Source organism: Candidatus Poribacteria bacterium, assembly GCA_009839745.1.
GTDB lineage: Bacteria > Poribacteria > WGA-4E > WGA-4E > WGA-3G > WGA-3G.
Window position 1 is genome coordinate 1 of sequence record VXPE01000117.1, and the last position, 19,777, is coordinate 19,777.

The window sequence follows — 19,777 nt, forward strand, 5'->3', positions numbered from 1 at the left end:
TTGTGCTAAATAACTGTTTGTAAAACACAACTTCACAGAAGTGCCATTTTTTTATCTGTTTCTCACGAGTTGTGCCCCTCTTGAGTCCCGTAGGGACGATATGTTTATAGAAAAACGGCATACACCCCCTTTCAGTCCCGTAGGGACGATATGTTTATTTCAGGACTTACGCACTTTTGACTGTCGTCTGTTCTGTGAGATGAGATTTTTCGGAAAACACAGTGTTCAGGTGGAAACCCACACTAAAAGTTTATGCTACAAAAGAGCAGTATGCGTAAGTCCTCTATTTCATAAAACTAAACACCTGTGAAAACAGAAGAAACGACATGTTAATTAGCACAAGTCGTTAAATTAGCGAAAAGTGTAACATTTTACAGGATTTACGCAATTTTGACGATCGGACGCTCTCTGAGAGGACGAACCGTTAAAAAACGCACACGGTTTCCTGACACGGGTTGGGAAACCCAACCCCTACAAACGCGTTTCAACCCAGAAACTTGACTAAATTTTACTATGTTTATAATATCATATATATTATAAGAATACAAATTTTTTTATTCTCTGAATCGCGGATTATCACGGATTGGGCAGATTTCGCGGATTTTAGGGGTTTGGTATCCAACGTAATACCGTGTAAAAAGCGTTGCGCTTGAGAGGTAGAAGAGATATAATACAGGTATGAATTTCCAAACATGTCGTGAGCGTTATCTACAGAGCCTCCAACAAACACAGACGGTCTCTGAGGCGACTCCAGAACTCTCCCTATACCCACATCTCCAAGTGTTTCTTGAAGATATTGCCACTGCGCATTTCGGTAGAGACACCGTCCGGTTCACACAGGAACCGAGACGGTTGAATCAGATCGGTAGGCCCGATTTCATCGCGATGGATGGCTTGCTGCCTGTCGGTTATATTGAGGCAGAAGCTTATGGCAGAGACCTTGACGCACTCACCGGACACGCCAGAGAACAAAACACCCGGTTTATTGAGAACCTGGATAACTTTATCCTTACGAATTTCGTCGAATTCCGGTTGTATATGGATGGGCAACTGCGCGCAACGGCAAACATTACGGACACACCTGAAAATTTAGAGGGGCTACTGGAACGGTTTCTGGACATTGGGGGTGTCCAAATTGCGTCCCCAGAGGCATTGGCGGGATACCTCGCTAGACGGACGCGGGAACTCCAAACGCAGATCGCAACGACGCTCACCGATGAGAGCAGCAACACCCATGTGATGTTCTCGGCGTTCAGGGAGACGCTCATCTCTACACTGACCTCTGACGACTTCGCGGATATGTACGCCCAGACACTCGCCTACGGGTTGTTCGCTGCACGCTGCACACTGCCGAACGCGACGAATTTCTCACGGCACACCGCTGTCGAGGCACTTCCGAGATCAAATCCGTTCCTCGTTCAACTCTTTTATCACGTTGCTTCTCCGACACTGGAGACGAACGTTACCTACATTCTGGACGACATCGCCTCGCTCCTGCAAAATGTCCCGACAGAGATGCTCCGCACGGCGTTTGCTGCCAGAAATCATCTCGAAGATCCGGTTATCCACTTCTACGAGACCTTCCTCGCTGAATACGACCCACAGCGGCGCGTCGATCGGGGTGTCTACTATACACCGCCACAGGTTATCTCCTATATCGTGAGGTCGGTGGATAGCCTCCTCAAAACGGAATTGAACAGACCCGACGGTCTCGCCGATGACGGGACGCTCATCCTCGATCCAGCGACAGGCACGGGTGGCTTTCTGTTGGCAGTGTTGGATCACATCCGAGAGTCGGTCACTGAAACTTACGGCACGGGAGAGTGGATTCAGTATATCAACGCGGCGTTGGTGAAACGGATTTTCGGGTTTGAGCTGCTCGTTGCCCCGTATACGATCGCGCATCTGAAGTTGAGTCTATTCTTACAAGCGCAAGGGTGGCGTGCCGATGAACGTCTCCGTATCTATCTCACCAATACGTTGGAGAACCCTGGGGAAATGCAACCCTCGCTGCCTTTTGCAGGATTTATCTCGGATGAGGCGAACGCGGCATTATCGGTGAAACGGGACGAACCGCTCCTTGTTATTCTTGGTAATCCTCCCTATACGCGTCATTCCGCTAATCCAAGCCGAGTCAAGGGAAATTTAACTTTCATTGGTGAACTCATTGAAGATTACAGACAGGTAGACGGGCAACCACTTGATGAAGATACCTCAAAAGCCCTTCAGGATGATTATGTGAAGTTTATTCGGTGGGCACAGTGGCGCATTGATAAAAACGGTGAAGGGATTGTCGGCTATATTGTGAATAATAATTTCCTTGATGCCCCTACAGTTCGCGGTATGCGACAAAGTCTGTTAGAAGGTTTCAACACCATTTATCTGCTCAACCTACACGGGAGCAACAGAAGAACGGAAGCAGTTCCTGAAGCGGAAAGAGATGAAAACGTCTTTGACATTTCGCAAGGGGTTTGCATCCTGTTGTGTGTGAAAGAAAGCGATAATCCCGCACCAGCAAAGGTCTACTACGCGGATATGTGGGGATCCCGGGAGGAGAAATACAACGCACTTTCTGAAGCCGATGTCAAATCTACGATGCGGACAGCACGGAACGAGTTACAACCAACATCACCCGATTACCTTTTTGTGCCGCAAGCAAGAGACTACAAGGCAGAATACGACAAAATGGAATGGAAGATTATTGACATCTTTCAAACCAGTTCGATAGGAATTGTCACTGCCCGAGATAAATTGACAATTCATTGGACTGCTGAGGAAGTCCGCGAAACGGTAACCGATTTCGTTTCACTTTCTGTAAACGAGGCACGAGAAAAATATAACCTACGCAAGGATACCCAAGATTGGAAGGTGCACCTCGCCCAAACAGATCTCCATAATCACCCCGATGCTGAACAGCATATAAAACCTATTCTCTATCGTCCCTTTGATACACGTTGGACCTACTATACTGGGGAATCACGCGGATTTCAGTGTAGACCGCGCCCTGAGAACATGCCCCATCTGTTGGCATCAAATATCGCTCTCAGCGTCTGCCGTATCGTCAAGAGTCCAGCATGGCAACATGTTTTGATAACCGATAAAATCACTGAGAACTGTTATATCTCAAACACTACCAGTGAGTCGGGACATGTATTTCCGCTCTATCTGTATCCGGATCCCGAGGAATTGGGGATCTCGACGGAGCGTGCGCTCAATTTTAAACCCGGGTTTCTCACCGCGCTTTCGGAGGCATTGAAACTTTCACAAGTTGAACCATTTAAGCTGCCCCAAGGCATTTCACCGGAGGAGATTCTCGCCTATATTTATGCGGTGCTGTATAGTCCGACCTATCGCAAGCGGTATTATGAGTTCCTGAAATACGATTTTCCGCGTATTCCGTTACCACAGGACATTACCCAGTTTCGCACGCTCTCGACGTTGGGACAGCGGTTGATTGATTGTCATCTCTTGAAAGAATCGCGACCCGAGGTCGCTCCTACAGGGAGAGGGGTTCCTGTGGTGCATCGGTTTGAGGGTGAAGGGGACGGTATTGTCTCACGGGTGCGGTATGTGGATGGCAAGGTCTGGATCAATCCCACGCAACATTTTACGAATGTGCCGCTTGCGGTATGGGAATATGAGGTCGGTGCGTATCAGGTATGCGAGAAGTGGTTGAAGGATCGGCGCGGAGAGATGTTGCGCTATGAAGATGTGCGGCAGTATCGTGCGATTTTGGTGGCTGTTGCGGAGACCCTGCAGGTGATGGCGGAGATTGATGGGTTTTCCTAACCTCACCTACCGCCAATATCCAAGTAATTATTTTCCTTGCGATTGATCATAGATATGCCTATAATTGATTCAAAGCCAGCACCGATAGGAGAAAAAACAATGGATGTCCACATTAAAGCAAAAAACTTCGGTCCCATAGAAAAGGCAGAGATAGACCTGCGTCCGCTCACCGTATTCGTCGGCGAGAGTAACACCGGCAAGACCTATCTCGCCGCACTTATTTACGCATTACACCAAAATTTTAGGGGCATCTCACAATTTCCTTGGGCAAGTTCTGCTGCTTCTTATTTCAGTTTTATTTCCCGTTCGCGAGACCATCGTTCACAAAGTCGGCAAGAGGAAGTAGTACAAGAAATGTTAAAGGTACTCGAAAAGTTAAACACACCTGGACGACATTTCAGATTTTCCGATCTACCTCAGCAGATGTCTTCTCGGTCACAGTCTATACTTACTGATCAGGAAAACTTCACATACGAACTCCAACGATGTTTCGACCTTGAATCTGCTTCTAAGTTAATTCGATTCACCGGGAGCCAAGACAACGAAATGAAAGTTTCACTGTCGGTTCGTGAGAGTGATCAAACATATTGGGATTTTGAGACACGAGTGGCTGGATCCGACAATCCCACTATAACAGGGCACATTAATCCAGACATGATTCTTCTCAACGCAAAGGACCCAATGCGTAGGGACAAATTCAATGAAACATCCGATGTTGAGCGTTTATTTCAGACTTTAAGCGGGCAACGTTGGCGAGCAGTGGATTCATACTACTTGCCTGCCGCTCGGAGCGGCATCATGCAAAGCCGCGATGTGCTTTCGACTGCCCTTATCAAGCGAGCGACGCGCATCGGTTTAGATCGCCTTGAAGCGTCTACATTTTCAGGAATGATAGCCGATTTTCTGGAGCAGATTTTCCAATACAGGGAACCCAAGAGATTGTCAAGCAAAATAAGTCGCGTCGCTAAACAACTGGAGACGGAGCTGCTGGAGGGTAAAATAGAGGTCAAACGTCCCACGTCAGAAGCGTATCCAGAATTTCTCTACCGTCCAGAGCAGGCGGAAGATGGCTTACGGATGAGCCATTCCTCAGCAATGGTATCCGAGCTTGCACCTTTAGTCCTTTTTCTACGAGGCATCGTCAAACAGGGGGACCTGCTCATTATTGAAGAACCTGAATCTCACTTACATCCGATGGCACAAACCAAAATCGCCCAAACCCTTGCTCGTTTAATCCGAGTCGGTGTTCAGGTTGTCATTACAACGCATAGCAACTATCTTCTCCAACAAATCGGGAATCTCATTCGCGAAGGTGAATTGCGGAAACAGGGGGAATCCACAAGTGAATCAGTAGACTATCTGAAAGAGGAAGAGGTCGGGGCGTGGTGGTTCCATAAGAACAAAGCCGTCACAGAACTCCCATTTGATCTTACTGAAGGTATAGAACCGGAAGATCACTTGGATATAGCGGAGGACCTCTATAATCGTTCGGCTGGACTTCAAAATAGAATTGAGGAAACCAAAGGGAGAGATGCCGTTGAATCTGAGTAAAGAACTTACCCACGTTCGGGAGCAGGTATCTCCAAACAGCCTCACCAATTCATGCAGCGGAGAAGGATGTACGGTTGACCTTGATGATATACCTACGAAGCGGGTTGTGATAGATGTAGAGAACGAATTTGACGCACGCCAAGATAACCGAAAAAGGTGTGACCGGATGCTGTTTTATGGGAATAAAAACACCTTCGTCGCCGTTCCCATCGAACTCAAAGGTCGTGGTAAAGGCGAAGAATCACAAGTTCTTGAGCAATTGAAAAACGGTTTAGAATTTGCCGCTACCCTCGTGCAGGATTTGAAAAAAACCGTATACGTTCCAATTGTGCTAACCAAGAACGGCATTAAATGGACGAATCCAAGACGACAAAACCAAGAACTTAAACTCACATTCAAAGGTAAGACTTTGAGAGTTCTGACAGGGCGTTGTGGTAGACCGAAGAACCTCGCCAACTTACTGTCCAACGCGGGGTATCTCTAATCTTAACCGTTGCGTGAGGATACGCGAAGAGATGTTGAAAATATGATCAATGCTTGTCTTGCTTTGTTGGATCACCAGCCATTGGAAAGCGGTTCTATACAGTCGCCCCGCTGGAGTTAAGATAATCCGCGCGTAAAAGCCTATAATCATACCGCCCTTACAGGGCTGGAACATTTAGACCCCACGTGTTTCTATAAACATGTCGTCCACTACGGGACTCAAGACCGTCAAGCGAGACAATTCTTAAAATCCGCGTCATCCGTCTAATCCGTGGTAATCCGTGATTCAGACAGACAATAGGCAATAAGACTTACGCCGAGTCCTCTTTTATAGCATAAAACGCATGTTCAAACGATTCATGTTCGGATACAAAAAAAGTTACACTTTTCACCAAATTATTTTTTTCCCAACAGAGAATCGCGACCGAGAAAAACACAAGAACCCCACGTATCTACTGGGTTCTCAACCGAAAACCTGCACCGAAATGCCAATTTAAAAATGTTATAAAAACGTAACATTTTTGAGGAATCAGGCGTCGGGATTCGGAGTTCCCTCCTACAAATCATCTAACGGAAATACCGGGCGGCGGATGTCGTGGTATTCAAAATGTAGCGGGTTCACGGCAGTCAAGCCGGGTGTGTCTACCTCGATAATCTGTCCTGCGATGGGTTCGTAGGCGGCACGATAGGCGACAGCGGCTTTGACGACGATCATCCGCATCTCCGTCGGATCGATGCCGAGACTGTAGAGCTGCTGGAGACTAAACGGGGTCTGTCGCCGACTCGTCAAGACAACCAGAGAATCCCCCACTGCCACGACAGTCGTTAATCCCTGATCGTGGTATCTCACGCCACCGTGCCGAGGTTGCGTTTCTATGTACTGACCGTCATGGATAAGCCGGACAGTGCCGCGAATCGGGACGGGATCGCCATGCAGGTCGTCCGCTTTCCCACCCACTTCGAGGGAAACCGTCCCACCGACACCCGTCTGAATGCACGTTTGGACAGCCTCTGGATCGTAGACGACCACAACGAATCCGGAGGCGTTCTGCTGGATCAATTCCGTTAAGATGAAGGTGCTATCCCCAGGTGAACCACCACCGATGTTATCCCCCATTTCAACAAGAATAACGGGAGGACTTTCAGATTGGATGGCTTGCTCGACCGCCTGCGCAGCATCGGGGAGATCGAGTGTGAGGTGTCCACGGACATCCCAGAGCATATCGGATAACCGATTTGCTTCACGTTGCGCGAGTTCTGGATCGTCATCCGTAACGACAACAAAAGCGGGGCCAGCCTCATGGACATCGGCATACGGATACCCCACGGCGACGTTTCCGACAAGGATATTCGGATCTTCTTCTAACTGCTTCGCGGCGTTGAGAATAGGCGCCATCGGTGGGACGCTGGTGACATGATACAGGATATTGAGGAGCATCGGGGGTTTGGCGAGTGCTTGTGTCGGTGTAATCCCTTCTCGGAGTATCCGCATCATCAATTCCGCTGCCTGTAGTCCACGTTGGCGTTGATCGATGTGGGGCGTTGTCTTATAAATCACGAGTGCCGTCGATTCGGTGACCATCTGCTCGGAGACGTTGGCGTGCTGATCAAGCGTAACAACGATCGGTAAGTCGTAACCCAATGCATCGCGAAGTCGTCGTAAAACCTCACCATCACCATCGGGATAACTTTCAACGACCATCGCGCCGTGCAGAGCGAGGAGGATCCCTTCATGTTTCGGCGCGGCTTTGAGGTGCTGGATCAACATCTCGGTCATGCGGTCGAAGACATCGTCTGTTACTGGGCCTGCGGGCATTGCAGTCGCCATGAACGTCGGATAAATCGTATAATCGTACTGCGTCGCGCCTTGAATAAATCCACTTATTTCGTGATGTGCTTCTCCCCAGGTTTTTATTATATTATTCGCATGGGTTTGAGAGAACGCAGCAGCATCGGTGGGGGTGCCGCTAAATGTGTTGGATTCGTGCATGATTCCGGCGATAGCAAGTGTTGTCATGATGTTACCTCAATTGGGTGTAGGTTATGGGTTATAAGTTATTGGTTCTTACTAGCTCTGATACGCTTTAGTAGAGCGATAAGCATTTTCTTCACGCGATAAGTTTCTGAAATTCTGCAATATATGTTCCTTTTTAGTTGTTGGTTTATGGTTATAAGTTAAGAGTGCTTGTGTCGTGCTAAACCTTCCCAACTGCTATAAGGCCTAACTTACAACTTATAACCTATAACTTATAACCCAAATCACCCAAAAAAGTCTTGACGGATACAGTGGAAATAGTGTATCATTTAACAATCTTTAAGTCTCTTATTTTTTACCGGCACGATAAGACAATTACAAGCACGATTGGAAAGCATGACGCAGAACGGTACCCGCAAAAACCAAATCGAAGAAGCCATAGAAGTCGCCGCTGAAGCCCATCAAGGGCAATATCGGAAAGGCACGCGCACGCCCTATATCACACACCCCTACGCCGTCGGTCTTATTTTAATGGAAGCAGGATGCACCGAAGCCGTGATTATTGGCGGTATCCTGCACGACACCGTTGAAGACACCGATCTGACGCTGGAATTCATTCGGGAACGCTTTGGTGATTCTATCGCAGCCATCGTTGACGGGTGTTCGGAGAACAAAGCGTTGCGATGGCGAGCACGCAAGACCGAACGGATTGAGGCGTTACGCACTGCAAGCCCCGAAGTTTGCACCGTAACATGTGCCGACAAACTCCATAACCTACGCACTATTATTTCAGAATATGATGTCATCGGCGATGCCGTCTGGGAGCGGTTCCACGGCGGGGTTGAGGATCAGGCGTGGTATTACCGCAGTATCCTCGGTGCCATCGCTGATCGAGACGCATCTTTACAAAAAAGTGTCGTCCGTGCTAAACTGTCTAAACACGACAGCGATGTGAACACCGAATCCGATGGAAATGACCCCGTGCCTCAACAAGCGTCCGAGGCTCGGAAGACACCCGCAGCAATAGAGGCTGTGAATCCTCAACTCTTTCACCAGTTTCAGCAGGCTGTAGCATACCTATTTGAAGGAGAGACTCAATGAAAATTGCCTACGCTTTTAGACGATGTGCCTCGTATCCCTACAACGGTGGCGAGTTACCCACCGATGCAACAGATCGACGACGATTTTTGGATCATGCCAAAGCGATTGGGTTCGACGGGATTGAACTTCCCGCGATGAACCTCCCTGAAGCCGAAACCAAGGCCCTCCGTTTGGAGCTTGAAGGTGCCGGTATGCCATGCGTTGCGATCCGTGGCGGTGGTGGTGCCGCGCACCCGCGTGTTGCTGCTGCGAACAAGCAAAGTATGATAAACGCTGTGAATTTCGCCGCGAATGTCGGTGCCGGCGTTGTGAATTCCACGGTTACCACGCCACCCCGCGACCCGAACGGTAAAGGCACGTATCGGGGTGAATCCGTCTCGCAAGGGTCAAGCCGTCTCGCGAGTGCCGTGGATTATGAACGCACTGCGAAAGCCGTCAGCGAAGTCGCTGGTATCGCCGCGGATCAAGGGGTAGAGATCTCCATAGAAATCCATCAAAACTCGATTGTGGATAACAGTTGGTCGGCATTGCATCTGTTAGAATTAATCGATGCACCCAATGTGGGTGTGAACCCGGACTTAGGCAACATCTATTGGACTTACGATATTCCAGAGGAATCATGCGAAGATGCGATCGTCGCGCTTGCGCAACACGTCAACTATTGGCATTGCAAGAGTCTCTATCGTGTGCATATCCCGAATCTGGAAACCGCTATCTACGTCCAAGCCCCGTTGCCTGACGGTGAAATCGACTACCGCTTCGCGATTGCGGCGTTGTTAGAGGTCAACTACGAAGGGTATCTGGCAATCGAAGGGATACGCGACGGCGACCAGTTCCACCAAGATGGTCGGAGTGTGGCGTATGTGAAATCTGTTTTGTCGGAGCTGACCGAACCCGTTAGGGGATAGTAAAAAAAATGACAGAAGAGAAAATCCGGCTCACCGCGACCGTCAAATGTGCCGGGTGAGCGTCAAAACTCGCTCCGGGTGAGCTTGCACACATTTTAGGGAAAATCCCGAAATCTACGGATCCGAACCTACTTGTCGGGACTGAAACCTCCGATGATGCCGGGATCTATCGTATTTCTGAGGAACTCGCGCTCGTTAACACGGTGGACTATTTCACGCCTATCGTGGACGACCCGTATACCTTCGGTGCAATCGCTGCGACGAACTCGTTGAGTGATGTCTACAGCATGGGCGGCGTGCCGAAAACCGCGTTGAACATCACGTGTTGGCCCAAGGCTGATTTGGACCTGTCTATCCTCGGCGACATCGTCCAAGGCGGGACCGAAAAGGCTATTGAAGCGGGCGCAGCACTTGTGGGAGGGCATACCGTGGATGCCCCAGAGTTGATGTATGGACTCGCGGTCACGGGGATCGTGCATCCGGAGAAATTCGTCAAGAACTACGGGGCGCGTCCGGGTGAAGTGCTTATCCTCACGAAAAACCTCGGTATCGGTATTCTCACCACAGGGCTGAAATTCGATAAAATCAGCGATGCCGTCTTACCACAACTCGTTGAATCCATGACTCGACTCAATGCCTCCGCAGCATCTGTCATGCTGAAGCACGGGGCGAGTGCGTGCACAGATGTTACAGGATACGGCTTGCTGGGGCATGCCTCGGAGATGGCAGCCGGTAACGATGTTCGCCTCAAGATTGATAGCAGTGCAGTGCCATACTTCGCCGATGCCCCCGCACTCGTTGCCCAAGACACTTACACGCAAGCCTACCTTGCGAATATGTCGTTCCTCGTCGATAAGGTTACCTTCCACACGGAGAGTGAGGCGATGCGGCATATTTTGATGGAGGCGGAAACGTCTGGCGGTCTGTTATTCTCACTTCCTGCCGAGAACGCCGATGCCGCGATAGCCGACCTCCATGCCGCGGATTGCCCAGAGGCAGCTGTTATCGGGGAAGTGGTGGCGGAGGATACCGCGCATATTGAAGTGTTTTAATGGTTGTCAGTTATCGGTTCGGTTTTTCTCCGAAAAACCTTTAGGTTGTAAGTTAAGAGGTTATCGTTTAGTGAGAGACTCTTAACTTATAACCAATAACCAATAACTTAAAGCGAGCGCAGCGAACGTACCTACAACCGAAAGTGGAGCGAAGCGGAACACACCGACAACCATTCTTCCGACAACTGGCAACCGGTAACTGGTAACTATAAAATATGACAAAAACAGAACTTGCGGAACAGATACACGCGGTTTCATATCTTACAGGTGAATTCGTGCTCCGCTCAGGAAATATCAGCAACTTCTATTGGGACAAATACCGGTTCGAAAGCGATCCGAGACTTCTCACTGCGATTGCTGCAGAGATGGCGAAACTCCTACCGGTTTCCGAATGTGACGGTTTAGCAGGTTTAGAATTGGGGGGTGTCCCACTCGCAACTGCCCTCTCGTTGCAAACCGGAGTGCCCTGTTTTTACGTGCGGAAGGAAGCAAAAACGTATGGCACTTGTAATCTTATTGAAGGTGGCGTTAAGGAAGGCAGCAAACTTGTTGTGATAGAAGATGTAATTACGACTGCGGGACAGGTCTGCACATCGATTGAACAGATCCGAGCAGCGGGATATACGGTGGAACACGTTATAGCAGCCATTGATCGCCAAGCAGGGGGCGCGGCGAAAATTAATGAGATCGGGTGTTCGTTCGCAGCCGTTTTTACGCTTGCGGATTTTTAATTTTACCTTGTGGTTCGGTCAGGTGGGTTTGATGCATAAAGGGTCTTTCCGTATATCCGCCTGCGCCGATGTTGCAGGCTACGGGTTTGTTTAAAGGGCGCATAGCCCGTAATGAAATGGAGGGCGGATATACGGAAAGGAACGTCAAATTTGAGATCGACCTGACCGAACCGCAGGGAACATTAAAAATATGAAAATATTGTTTATCGGGGATATAGTTGGCAGACCGGGCAGATCAGCAACAGTGAGGTTTTTGGAAGAACATCGTCACAAATACGACTTTATCGTTGCAAATGGAGAGAATACAGCTGGGGGGAAAGGGTTAACGTTTGACATCGTTGACCAACTTTTGGCTTCCGGGGTTGCCGCGATTACAACTGGAAACCATGTCTGGGATAACAGAGATATTTTCCACTTTATAGATACAACGCCGCAATTGATACGTCCTGCGAACTATCCGACCGAGGTCGCTGGGCGAGGTGTAACCATCGTTACATCCAATGACGGAGAAACGCAACTCGGTGTTATCAATCTCGCCGGACAAATTTTCATGAATCCTTACACCAACCCGTTTCATGCGCTCAATTCGATTTTACCTGAAGTGAAAGCGGTGACCCCCTATATCCTCCTCGACTTTCATGCGGAGGCGACCTCTGAAAAGATTGCGATGGGCTGGCACGCAGATGGCAGAGTAGGGGCAGTGGTCGGCACGCATACGCACGTTCAGACAGCAGATGCCCGCGTCCTGCCACAAGGCACGGCTTACATTACAGATGTCGGCATGACGGGACCCTATGACTCGGTGATTGGCACAAGAATTGACGATGCGCTGGAACGGTTTCTGACGATGATGCCCACCCGATTCACTGTCGCTTCAAAGAACGTCAAACTCTGCGGTGCCGAGATAGAACTCGACGCAGAAACGGGGTTGGCAGTGAGTATCGTGCCGTTGCAAGCGCAATATTAATTGAAAACTATTATGCAATTAGAAATACCCATGGCAACACGGACTGTTCACAGTGTCAGTGAAATAACAGATCTGTTGAAAAATCTGATAGAACAGCAGCCACACCTGCAAAATGTATGGGTTCAGGGACAGGTGTCGAATTACAGTCGATCTGGTGCTGGGCATATCTACTTCACGCTCAAGGATGACAGAAGCCAAATCCAAGTTATTATGTTTCGGAGCAGTGCCGCAGGTCTCAGATTTGTGCTGAAGGACGGGGAAGAGGTGCTCGTGCAAGGGCGACTGAATCTTTATCCTGCCAGAGGACAGTATCAGATTAACGCCAATAAGGTAGAACCGCTTGGGATTGGCGCGTTGCAAAGAGCCTTTGAAGATTTGAAACAGCAGCTGGCAGATGAAGGGTTGTTTGCGGAACATCACAAAAAACCGTTGCCGGTCTTCCCCTTAAAAATCGGCGTGATAACGTCTGCGACGGGAGCGGCGTTTCAGGATATCTGTCAACAACTTCGTAAACGGTATCCATTAGCTGAAGTGTTCCTACACCCGACGCTTGTTCAAGGCGATGGCGCGGCAGAAGGGATCGTCCATGCGCTACAAGCGATGAACCAACGGGGCGACATAGATGTGTTAATTGTGGGGCGCGGTGGGGGTTCCATTGAGGATCTCTGGGCGTTCAACGAGGAAGTCGTTGCGCGTGCGATTTTCGCGTCTGCAATACCAGTGGTTTCCGCTGTCGGGCATGAAACAGATTTTACCATCGCCGATATGGTGGCGGATCACCGGGCACCGACCCCTTCGGCAGCAGTTGAACATATCGTTCCAGATCAGGGTGAACTTCTCACACAATTGAAGGGATACGACACCTGGCTGCGTAGAATCATAAATGACCGATTTGACACACTCAAAACACGGCTCCAAGACCTTGAGACACGGTTCTCACCGACACGGCGAAAGGACGCAATTTATCAACTTCACCAAACATTAGATACTTTGGACCTTGCGTGTCGGAGTGCTGTAGGACAGAAACTCGCTAATGGTGAACGCGATCTTCACACATTTGCGCAACGCTTAAACGCACTGAGTCCGTTAGCCACGTTGAAACGGGGGTATAGTATCAGTCGGAAAACAGATGGAGCGGTACTCACCTCGGCTGAACAGGTGTCGATAGGCGATAGGGTGGAGATTCAACTCGCGGATGGACATCTCGCCTGCCGCGTTGAGGATTTTTAAACTATTAAATCTGGGCATCGTTCCACTACGTTCCACGATGGTATCTGGTTAAGTCTGAAGGATGCCAGCGAATCCGCTCCGCGTAAATTGGTGCCTAAAAAGGAGTCCATAGTAAAAGATGACATTTGAAGAAAAACTTAAAAAACTCACACAAATTGTTGAACACCTTGAAGAGGGGAACGAATTACCGCTTGAGGATTCCCTTAAACTCTTTGAAGAAGGCATCGGTTTGATCTCATCGTGTAGACAGATGCTCGAAAGTGCTGAACAGCGGGTAGAAAACGTTCTCAAAACAGATTCTTAACGATTGCGTCTGAGCTGCTGCGTCCGTTGTCCTTGCAGATTTATAATCGTTGAGAAATTTTTTCAAACCTAAAACTGGTTCTTTAACCAATTTTATATCGGTGTTGACAACGGAAACACCGACCAGAAGCCCGTAGTTAAAAATATGTTCTTAGAAAAAGTTAACACCCCAGCAGATTTAAAAAAACTTGAACTTGAGGAACTGAAAGTGCTTGCTGAAGAGATGCGCGCCTATCTATTGGCGGTGCTCTCTGAACATCCGGGACATTTTGCCCCGAACTTCGGGACAGTCGAACTGGCAATAGCTTTGCACAAAGTGTATGACACACCGCGCGACAAAGTCGTCTGGGACATCGGGCATCAGGCGTATCCGCATAAACTGCTCACCGGCAGGCGTGACGCGTTCCCAACGCTCCGACAAAGCGGGGGCATCAGTGGATTCCTCAGTAGAGCGGAGAGTGAATACGATGTCTTTGGTGCGGGACACTCCAGCACTTCTATCGCCGCGGCTTTGGGGATTGCCACCGCCAGAGACCTTATCAATGAGCATTACAAAGTCGTGGCTGTCATCGGAGATGGCGGGTTAACAGGTGGGATGGCATTTGAAGCCTTGAACACCGCCGGGGACTTTAGGAACGATATGACCGTCATTCTCAATGACAACAACATGTCCATTTCAGCAACCGTCGGGGCATTCTCTAAACATTTTCATAAACTCACGAGTTCACCACAATATAACCTCCTACGCTCTGGTGCGAAGGGGTTGATGAACCTGATTTCAGAGGATGCCAAGCAGATAGCGCGGAAGATTGAGGCATCATTGAAACCCGGCACGCTGTTTGAAGAATTCGGATTCCGCTACTTCGGTCCGCTTGATGGTAACGATTTAGAGGCATTGATACCCGTTTTGACGGGTATCCGCAGTCTCACGGGCCCTATTTTACTGCATGTCGTAACCGAAAAGGGACGCGGTTATACGCCGGCGGAAGAAGATCCGGTCGGGTTCTATAGTGTCAGTGGTCCCTTCAATCTGAAAACAGGAAAGACAACTAAACCGAAACCTGAAACCCCGACGTATACGGAAGTGTTCAGCAAAACGTTGATTGAATTGGCGAAACGCGATGCACGGATCGTGGGTGTGACGGCAGCAATGCTTGGCGGGACGGGGCTGGACAAGTTTGCGAGCGCATTTCCGAGTCGATGCTTTGACATCGGCTTGGCGGAACAGTGTGCGGTTACGTTCGCGGGTGGACTTGCGACACAGGGCATGCGTCCCGTTGCCGCTATCTATTCTACCTTCCTCCAGCGGAGTTACGATCAGGTTTTACACGACGTGTGCATCCAAAACCTTCCGGTTGTTTTTGCATTGGACAGAGCCGGACTTGTCGGGGCAGACGGTCCAACACATCACGGCGTTTTCGATTTCGCTTTCCTCCGCTCTATTCCAAATATGGTTGTCATGGCACCCAAAGATGAAAACGAACTCCAGTCTATGGTGAAGACGGCTGTGTCGTATCAAGAGGGTCCCATTGCCTTCCGTTACCCGCGTGGCACCGGTATGGGGGTGAAAATGACTTCAGAACCGCAAGTGCTACCGATTGGAAAAAGTGAGATCGTTAGAGAGGGTGAGGATGTGCTCGTGATTGCCGTCGGCAACCGCGTCTATCCTGCCCTTGAAGCGGCACAAACGTTAGCGGACTCTGGAATCTCAGCAGCGGTTATTAACGCACGGTTTGTCAAGCCTTTGGACACCGAGACAATTCTTCCGCTCGCAGAACGGATCGGTAAGGTAATTACGATTGAAGATGGCGTGATAATGGGCGGTTTCGGTAGTGCCGTTTTGGAGGCGATTGCTGCAGCAGGTCTCAAAGACGTGCAGATCAAAAATCTCGGTATCCCAGATGAATTTATTGAGCACGGCGATATCCAGCATCTCTATGCCCTCTGTCAATGCGATGCGGATGCCGTTGTTCGCACGGCGCAAGCGATGCTCCAATAGAAGCGATTCTTGGCTTGCTGCTGACTGTTGCAATATCATCATTGAAGCGGTGTCTTAAACCAATCTTGAAGGGATGTGGTAAAGATTACAAGAGAAGATTTCATAAAATACTACGATTCAGCGACCTATTCGGCAAGGTTACGGGTTCCAAGGTCGGGTCCCAACTTAGCGGTGATAAATACAACCCGTATTAACGACTCGGTTCCTTATGGGCAGAGCGTTTATGCCATTGCCTTGGACCTTTTAGTTGACAGAGACGCTGCGAATTTGGTGCAACATGAGGTGTTCTGTCGTGCGATAGGGCAGACTTATAACTTTACTGTCGTCGATGTATGGAGCGGAAACGAATATTGGGAAGGACTCCAAAACCTCACTATCGCTGCGGCAGTCGATGTCTTGTGCCTACCTGAAGAGGACAATCCACTATCGCGCCCGTTGATTGGCGGCGTTCAATTGGTTGAGGAAGTGAACAGCAAATGGTGGGGGACGCTCGCGCTAACGCTTCGTCTCAGGAACTTGCTTGAATTTCAGGTAGGGTGCCTCACCGTTCTAAAAAAGCCTACCCAAGAGATATCGAAACTCCTTTCTAAGACAGAAACCGAGATTCAATCCCCCTACGAGATGGTCATCAAAGAAATAAGCAACGCTATTAACCAATGGGCTCAAACTGAGATCTCAGCAGTAAACGAACGCCTATCTGAAATAGAGGACTTGAAGAGGTATTACGATTATGGGGGGGCACTATGAGGATCGGTGTCGTTTACTCTGGGGAGCAGAGTCAACCGGGATTTTTTCAGGCTTTGTACCCTATCCAATTGCGCGTGAACTGCATTGCGAGTTCCAGTGCTATTCCCGAAAATCGTGCGCGTGTTGAGGAATTTGCATCGTTTCTTGAGTGTGATTTCTTTGACAGTCCTGAAGAAATGTTCACCACAGCGAGACCGAAATTGGAAGGCGTCATTATTATCTCAGATGAAACCGCAAGCGTGCCTATTGCTCAACTCATTGAATCTGCACTTGCTGCGGGTGTCAATGTCTTATCTCCAGCTCCCCTCAATTCTTTAGCAGACGGACTGCACCTTGCCGCAGCCTCTGAAAAATATAACCGGCTTGTTATGACGGGGACACGGTTTATATTCGGTAGATGCGTTCAGGAACTCTTACGTATCGTAAGCGATGCCGAGTTTGGCGTGATTCAAGACATGCGATTCTTACTTGGAATCGGGCGGGTGCCATATTTAAACGATCTGTTGAAATTGGGAGCGCCGCATTTTCAGATTGTTTTTGAGATAGCCCGTCGCCTCTTTGTGGAATATACTGTGCTACCTGAGGAAGTGACTGTGATGGCTTCCAAAACTGGGGCACCCAACATAAGCAGTACTATCAGATTTCCGCAGGGAGCACTTTGCACCTTCTGCCAGACTTCTAATCGTCAGTGGGGCAACGACTCCTACCATACCATCGAAATTACCGGGAGAACTTCCCATATCTGGAGCGATCTGCAAACGTGGCGGTATTTTGCTAACGAGAACACTTTCCGAATGGGTGGCGGAGATGAGGAGATTTCGGCGAATATACAGGGTTTTTCGGGACAACTACGCGAGTTCTGTTTAGCGATTGAAGGGGATCGCCAGCCCTATGCAGGCACGCTCCGAAGCGTTTTGCCTTCTTTATGGTTTCGAGAAAGATTACAAGACTGTATTGAACGGAAACAGACGAGTCTAAAAATGAGCGAGTTTCGCGTCAGTTTAGACGACGAAATTCAACGGTTGGCATCCAAACGCGATGTCAACCCACAAGACAAAAAACACCGACGTGAGAAGGCATTCCTCTTGGGTAAAAGAGGCGATTTCTCACAAGCTCTCATAGAGTACGGCGAAACTTTGTAATTTCACCTATCATCGTAGCAAACAAGTGATTTCTCCAATCAGTAATGCTTATTGAAGCGATTACCCGCCAAAAAGACAAGGGAAAACAAAATGATTGAGAGAACCGCAACGCAGGCACACGGCGTTACCAGGGATATTATCTCCGAATCTGCTCAGATGCAAGCGGTCTTCCGATATGTTAAGCGAGTTGCTCCTACAAAGGCGACTGTCCTCATCACAGGTGAAACGGGAGTTGGCAAAGAAGTCGTCGCGCAAGCAATTCACGATAGCAGTCCGCGTAGAAAGGCTCCGTTCAAAATCATGAACTGTAGTGCGATTCCACCGGAACTCATTCAAAGTGAGCTCTTTGGACACGAAAAAGGAGCCTTTACCACGGCTCTTCGGCAGCATCGCGGGGTGTTTGAACAAGCGAATCGAGGCACGTTGTTTTTGGATGAGGTAGCGGAAATGCCGCTTGGTGCCCAAGCGAATTTTCTCCGTGTCTTGGAGGGACGAGAATTCTCTCCGGTCGGCGGGGAAAAAACAATCAAAGTGGATGTCCGAGTTATTGCAGCGACAAATGTTAACCTTAAAACTGCGGTCAACGAAAAAAAATTTAGAGAAGACCTCTATTATCGAATTAATCTCTTTCGCATTCAGATTCCGCCGCTCCGCCATCGACGTTCAGACATAGGACCTTTAGCTTTCAATTTCATCTCGCAATTAAGCAGTGAACATAACAGATCAATTAACAGTATAACGCCTGAGGCAATTAACTATCTCCAAAATGTCGATTGGTACGGTAACGCGCGCGAACTCAGAAATGTAATAGAGACCGCAATTATCTTGACTGAAGGTGAAGAATTGAAAAAGGAGGATGTGGAAATAGCCGTGGAAATGTTAAATGAGCATGATGCAAACTCGGCAGGATTATCAGACGCAATTCGTGTCGGAGCAGAAAATTCGAAAGAATTCAATGGGAACTCACATATAATACCTGAAGACGATAAAAACAGATTCTGGGAGTTAATCCAGACCGGAACAATGTCCGAAATAACCTCTCATGTTACCCTTATGAGATACCGATCAGAAAGTTCTCACTGTTCAAAACGGGATATTGCAAAAAGTCTCCAAATATCTGTGCCTACCTTGGACAAGTATTGTGCTTTAGCCGAGGAAAACACTGAAGAAAGAAAATAAAAACATCATAGAATCGACAGAAAACTGATACAAAACCGCGGTGGCACTTATTGCTATTGCGGTTTTTTCACGCCTGCACGTGCTTAGCATGTTGTGGGCTATTTTTGTTTGTAAGAATTTTTGTAAAAACAAAAAAATTTAGCAAGGGGCATAAATATTTTGGGGTTTTTCCAGAAACCACGAAATAGGAAATCTATCGGATTTAGCGTAGGCTTTCGGTTAGAAACCCTGACGTTACAAGGTCATACGGTATGTAAAACGGAAAATATCCAATGATGATTCAAAGGATTCAGGAGATTGGCACGGTTCTTGCTCAAGTATATCTTGTAGACACGTAGCAAACTCTCGCTCAACTGGCGTTCGATTTTTAAAAGGGGTACATAATGTCGGACTGAGATAGACGGTAAACTTGTTGAAGGTGCTGGAACACTGCGCCTTACTGAAACAACGTTTATCCAAGAATTTGAGAACGGAAATCAATTTTTAGCGGGTTCGTACCAATTGATTGAACCGTATACCAACAGACAGGGAACGATTCATTGGTTTATTGATGGAAACGCGAAGCCTTCGATAAGTACGTATACGTCCGATGGAAAACTTTTGGTCCTTTTTTGCGAAGT

At 48.5% G+C, this 19,777-nt stretch carries 15 protein-coding genes; 14 read left to right on the top strand and 1 reads right to left on the bottom strand.

All coding sequences use genetic code 11. The features are described from left to right. The first annotated feature begins 678 nt into the window (after nucleotides 1-678). Genes F4X88_18305 through F4X88_18315 form a run of 3 tightly spaced genes read left to right on the top strand, consistent with a single transcriptional unit; the run spans nucleotide 679 to nucleotide 5,824 of the window. Nucleotides 679-3,789, top strand: a complete 3,111-nt coding sequence (locus F4X88_18305; protein MYA58240.1) for an N-6 DNA methylase — start codon at nucleotides 679-681, stop codon at nucleotides 3,787-3,789. A 36-nt stretch (nucleotides 3,790-3,825) separates the two neighbouring features. Continuing rightward, the gene (locus tag F4X88_18310) at nucleotides 3,826-5,340 is read left to right on the top strand and encodes an AAA family ATPase (protein ID MYA58241.1); all 1,515 of its coding nucleotides are present in this window, start codon (nucleotides 3,826-3,828) and stop codon (nucleotides 5,338-5,340) included. Beyond that, nucleotides 5,321-5,824 (top strand): hypothetical protein, encoded by a 504-nt coding sequence (locus F4X88_18315; GenBank protein ID MYA58242.1) that lies wholly within the window; start codon nucleotides 5,321-5,323, stop codon nucleotides 5,822-5,824. The genes F4X88_18310 and F4X88_18315 overlap by 20 nt, the downstream gene beginning before the upstream one ends. Nucleotides 5,825-6,379: 555 nt before the next feature. Here the strand turns inward: F4X88_18315 and F4X88_18320 are convergent. After that, a complete protein-coding gene (locus tag F4X88_18320; protein MYA58243.1) occupies nucleotides 6,380-7,840 on the bottom strand; it encodes a M81 family metallopeptidase in 1,461 nt (486 codons plus the stop codon). A gap of 354 nt (nucleotides 7,841-8,194) precedes the next feature. On the opposite strand from F4X88_18320, the gene F4X88_18325 reads away from it, so the two are divergent. From F4X88_18325 to F4X88_18375, 11 genes are all read left to right on the top strand, one after another. Continuing rightward, nucleotides 8,195-8,899 (top strand): bifunctional (p)ppGpp synthetase/guanosine-3',5'-bis(diphosphate) 3'-pyrophosphohydrolase, encoded by a 705-nt coding sequence (locus tag F4X88_18325; GenBank protein MYA58244.1) that lies wholly within the window; start codon nucleotides 8,195-8,197, stop codon nucleotides 8,897-8,899. Next, the gene (locus F4X88_18330; GenBank protein MYA58245.1) at nucleotides 8,896-9,807 is read left to right on the top strand and encodes a sugar phosphate isomerase/epimerase; all 912 of its coding nucleotides are present in this window, start codon (nucleotides 8,896-8,898) and stop codon (nucleotides 9,805-9,807) included. Before F4X88_18325 ends, F4X88_18330 begins: the two co-directional genes overlap by 4 nt. 92 nt (nucleotides 9,808-9,899) lie before the next feature. Further along, nucleotides 9,900-10,859, top strand: a complete 960-nt coding sequence (selD, locus tag F4X88_18335) for a selenide, water dikinase SelD (protein MYA58246.1) — start codon at nucleotides 9,900-9,902, stop codon at nucleotides 10,857-10,859. 215 nt (nucleotides 10,860-11,074) lie between these two features. After that, nucleotides 11,075-11,590, top strand: a complete 516-nt coding sequence (pyrE, locus tag F4X88_18340; protein ID MYA58247.1) for an orotate phosphoribosyltransferase — start codon at nucleotides 11,075-11,077, stop codon at nucleotides 11,588-11,590. 190 nt (nucleotides 11,591-11,780) lie between these two features. Further along, nucleotides 11,781-12,557 (top strand): TIGR00282 family metallophosphoesterase, encoded by a 777-nt coding sequence (locus tag F4X88_18345; protein ID MYA58248.1) that lies wholly within the window; start codon nucleotides 11,781-11,783, stop codon nucleotides 12,555-12,557. 12 nt (nucleotides 12,558-12,569) lie between these two features. After that, nucleotides 12,570-13,787 carry an exodeoxyribonuclease VII large subunit gene (xseA, locus tag F4X88_18350; GenBank protein MYA58249.1) on the top strand — a complete coding sequence of 406 codons (1,218 nt, stop codon included), beginning with the start codon at nucleotides 12,570-12,572 and terminating at the stop codon, nucleotides 13,785-13,787. A 118-nt stretch (nucleotides 13,788-13,905) separates the two neighbouring features. Then, nucleotides 13,906-14,091 (top strand): exodeoxyribonuclease VII small subunit, encoded by a 186-nt coding sequence (xseB, locus tag F4X88_18355; protein ID MYA58250.1) that lies wholly within the window; start codon nucleotides 13,906-13,908, stop codon nucleotides 14,089-14,091. Nucleotides 14,092-14,235: 144 nt separating this feature from the next. Further along, the gene (gene dxs / locus F4X88_18360; GenBank protein MYA58251.1) at nucleotides 14,236-16,089 is read left to right on the top strand and encodes a 1-deoxy-D-xylulose-5-phosphate synthase; all 1,854 of its coding nucleotides are present in this window, start codon (nucleotides 14,236-14,238) and stop codon (nucleotides 16,087-16,089) included. 75 nt (nucleotides 16,090-16,164) lie between these two features. Continuing rightward, nucleotides 16,165-16,836, top strand: a complete 672-nt coding sequence (locus tag F4X88_18365) for a hypothetical protein (protein MYA58252.1) — start codon at nucleotides 16,165-16,167, stop codon at nucleotides 16,834-16,836. Continuing rightward, a complete protein-coding gene (locus tag F4X88_18370) occupies nucleotides 16,833-17,978 on the top strand; it encodes a Gfo/Idh/MocA family oxidoreductase (GenBank protein MYA58253.1) in 1,146 nt (381 codons plus the stop codon). The genes F4X88_18365 and F4X88_18370 overlap by 4 nt, the downstream gene beginning before the upstream one ends. 90 nt (nucleotides 17,979-18,068) lie before the next feature. Continuing rightward, nucleotides 18,069-19,157 carry a sigma-54-dependent Fis family transcriptional regulator gene (locus F4X88_18375; GenBank protein ID MYA58254.1) on the top strand — a complete coding sequence of 363 codons (1,089 nt, stop codon included), beginning with the start codon at nucleotides 18,069-18,071 and terminating at the stop codon, nucleotides 19,155-19,157. The last annotated feature ends 620 nt before the right edge of the window (nucleotides 19,158-19,777 follow it).

Coding starts and splice junctions, on each gene's coding strand:
- xseB (MYA58250.1), top strand. CDS start 13,906: ATGACATTTGAAGAAAAACTTAAAAAACTCACACAAATTGTTGAACAC.
- F4X88_18330 (MYA58245.1), top strand. CDS start 8,896: ATGAAAATTGCCTACGCTTTTAGACGATGTGCCTCGTATCCCTACAAC.
- F4X88_18315 (MYA58242.1), top strand. CDS start 5,321: ATGCCGTTGAATCTGAGTAAAGAACTTACCCACGTTCGGGAGCAGGTA.
- F4X88_18375 (MYA58254.1), top strand. CDS start 18,069: ATGATTGAGAGAACCGCAACGCAGGCACACGGCGTTACCAGGGATATT.
- F4X88_18325 (MYA58244.1), top strand. CDS start 8,195: ATGACGCAGAACGGTACCCGCAAAAACCAAATCGAAGAAGCCATAGAA.
- F4X88_18345 (MYA58248.1), top strand. CDS start 11,781: ATGAAAATATTGTTTATCGGGGATATAGTTGGCAGACCGGGCAGATCA.
- dxs (MYA58251.1), top strand. CDS start 14,236: ATGTTCTTAGAAAAAGTTAACACCCCAGCAGATTTAAAAAAACTTGAA.
- F4X88_18320 (MYA58243.1), bottom strand. CDS start 7,840: ATGACAACACTTGCTATCGCCGGAATCATGCACGAATCCAACACATTT.
- F4X88_18305 (MYA58240.1), top strand. CDS start 679: ATGAATTTCCAAACATGTCGTGAGCGTTATCTACAGAGCCTCCAACAA.
- xseA (MYA58249.1), top strand. CDS start 12,570: ATGCAATTAGAAATACCCATGGCAACACGGACTGTTCACAGTGTCAGT.
- F4X88_18370 (MYA58253.1), top strand. CDS start 16,833: ATGAGGATCGGTGTCGTTTACTCTGGGGAGCAGAGTCAACCGGGATTT.
- pyrE (MYA58247.1), top strand. CDS start 11,075: ATGACAAAAACAGAACTTGCGGAACAGATACACGCGGTTTCATATCTT.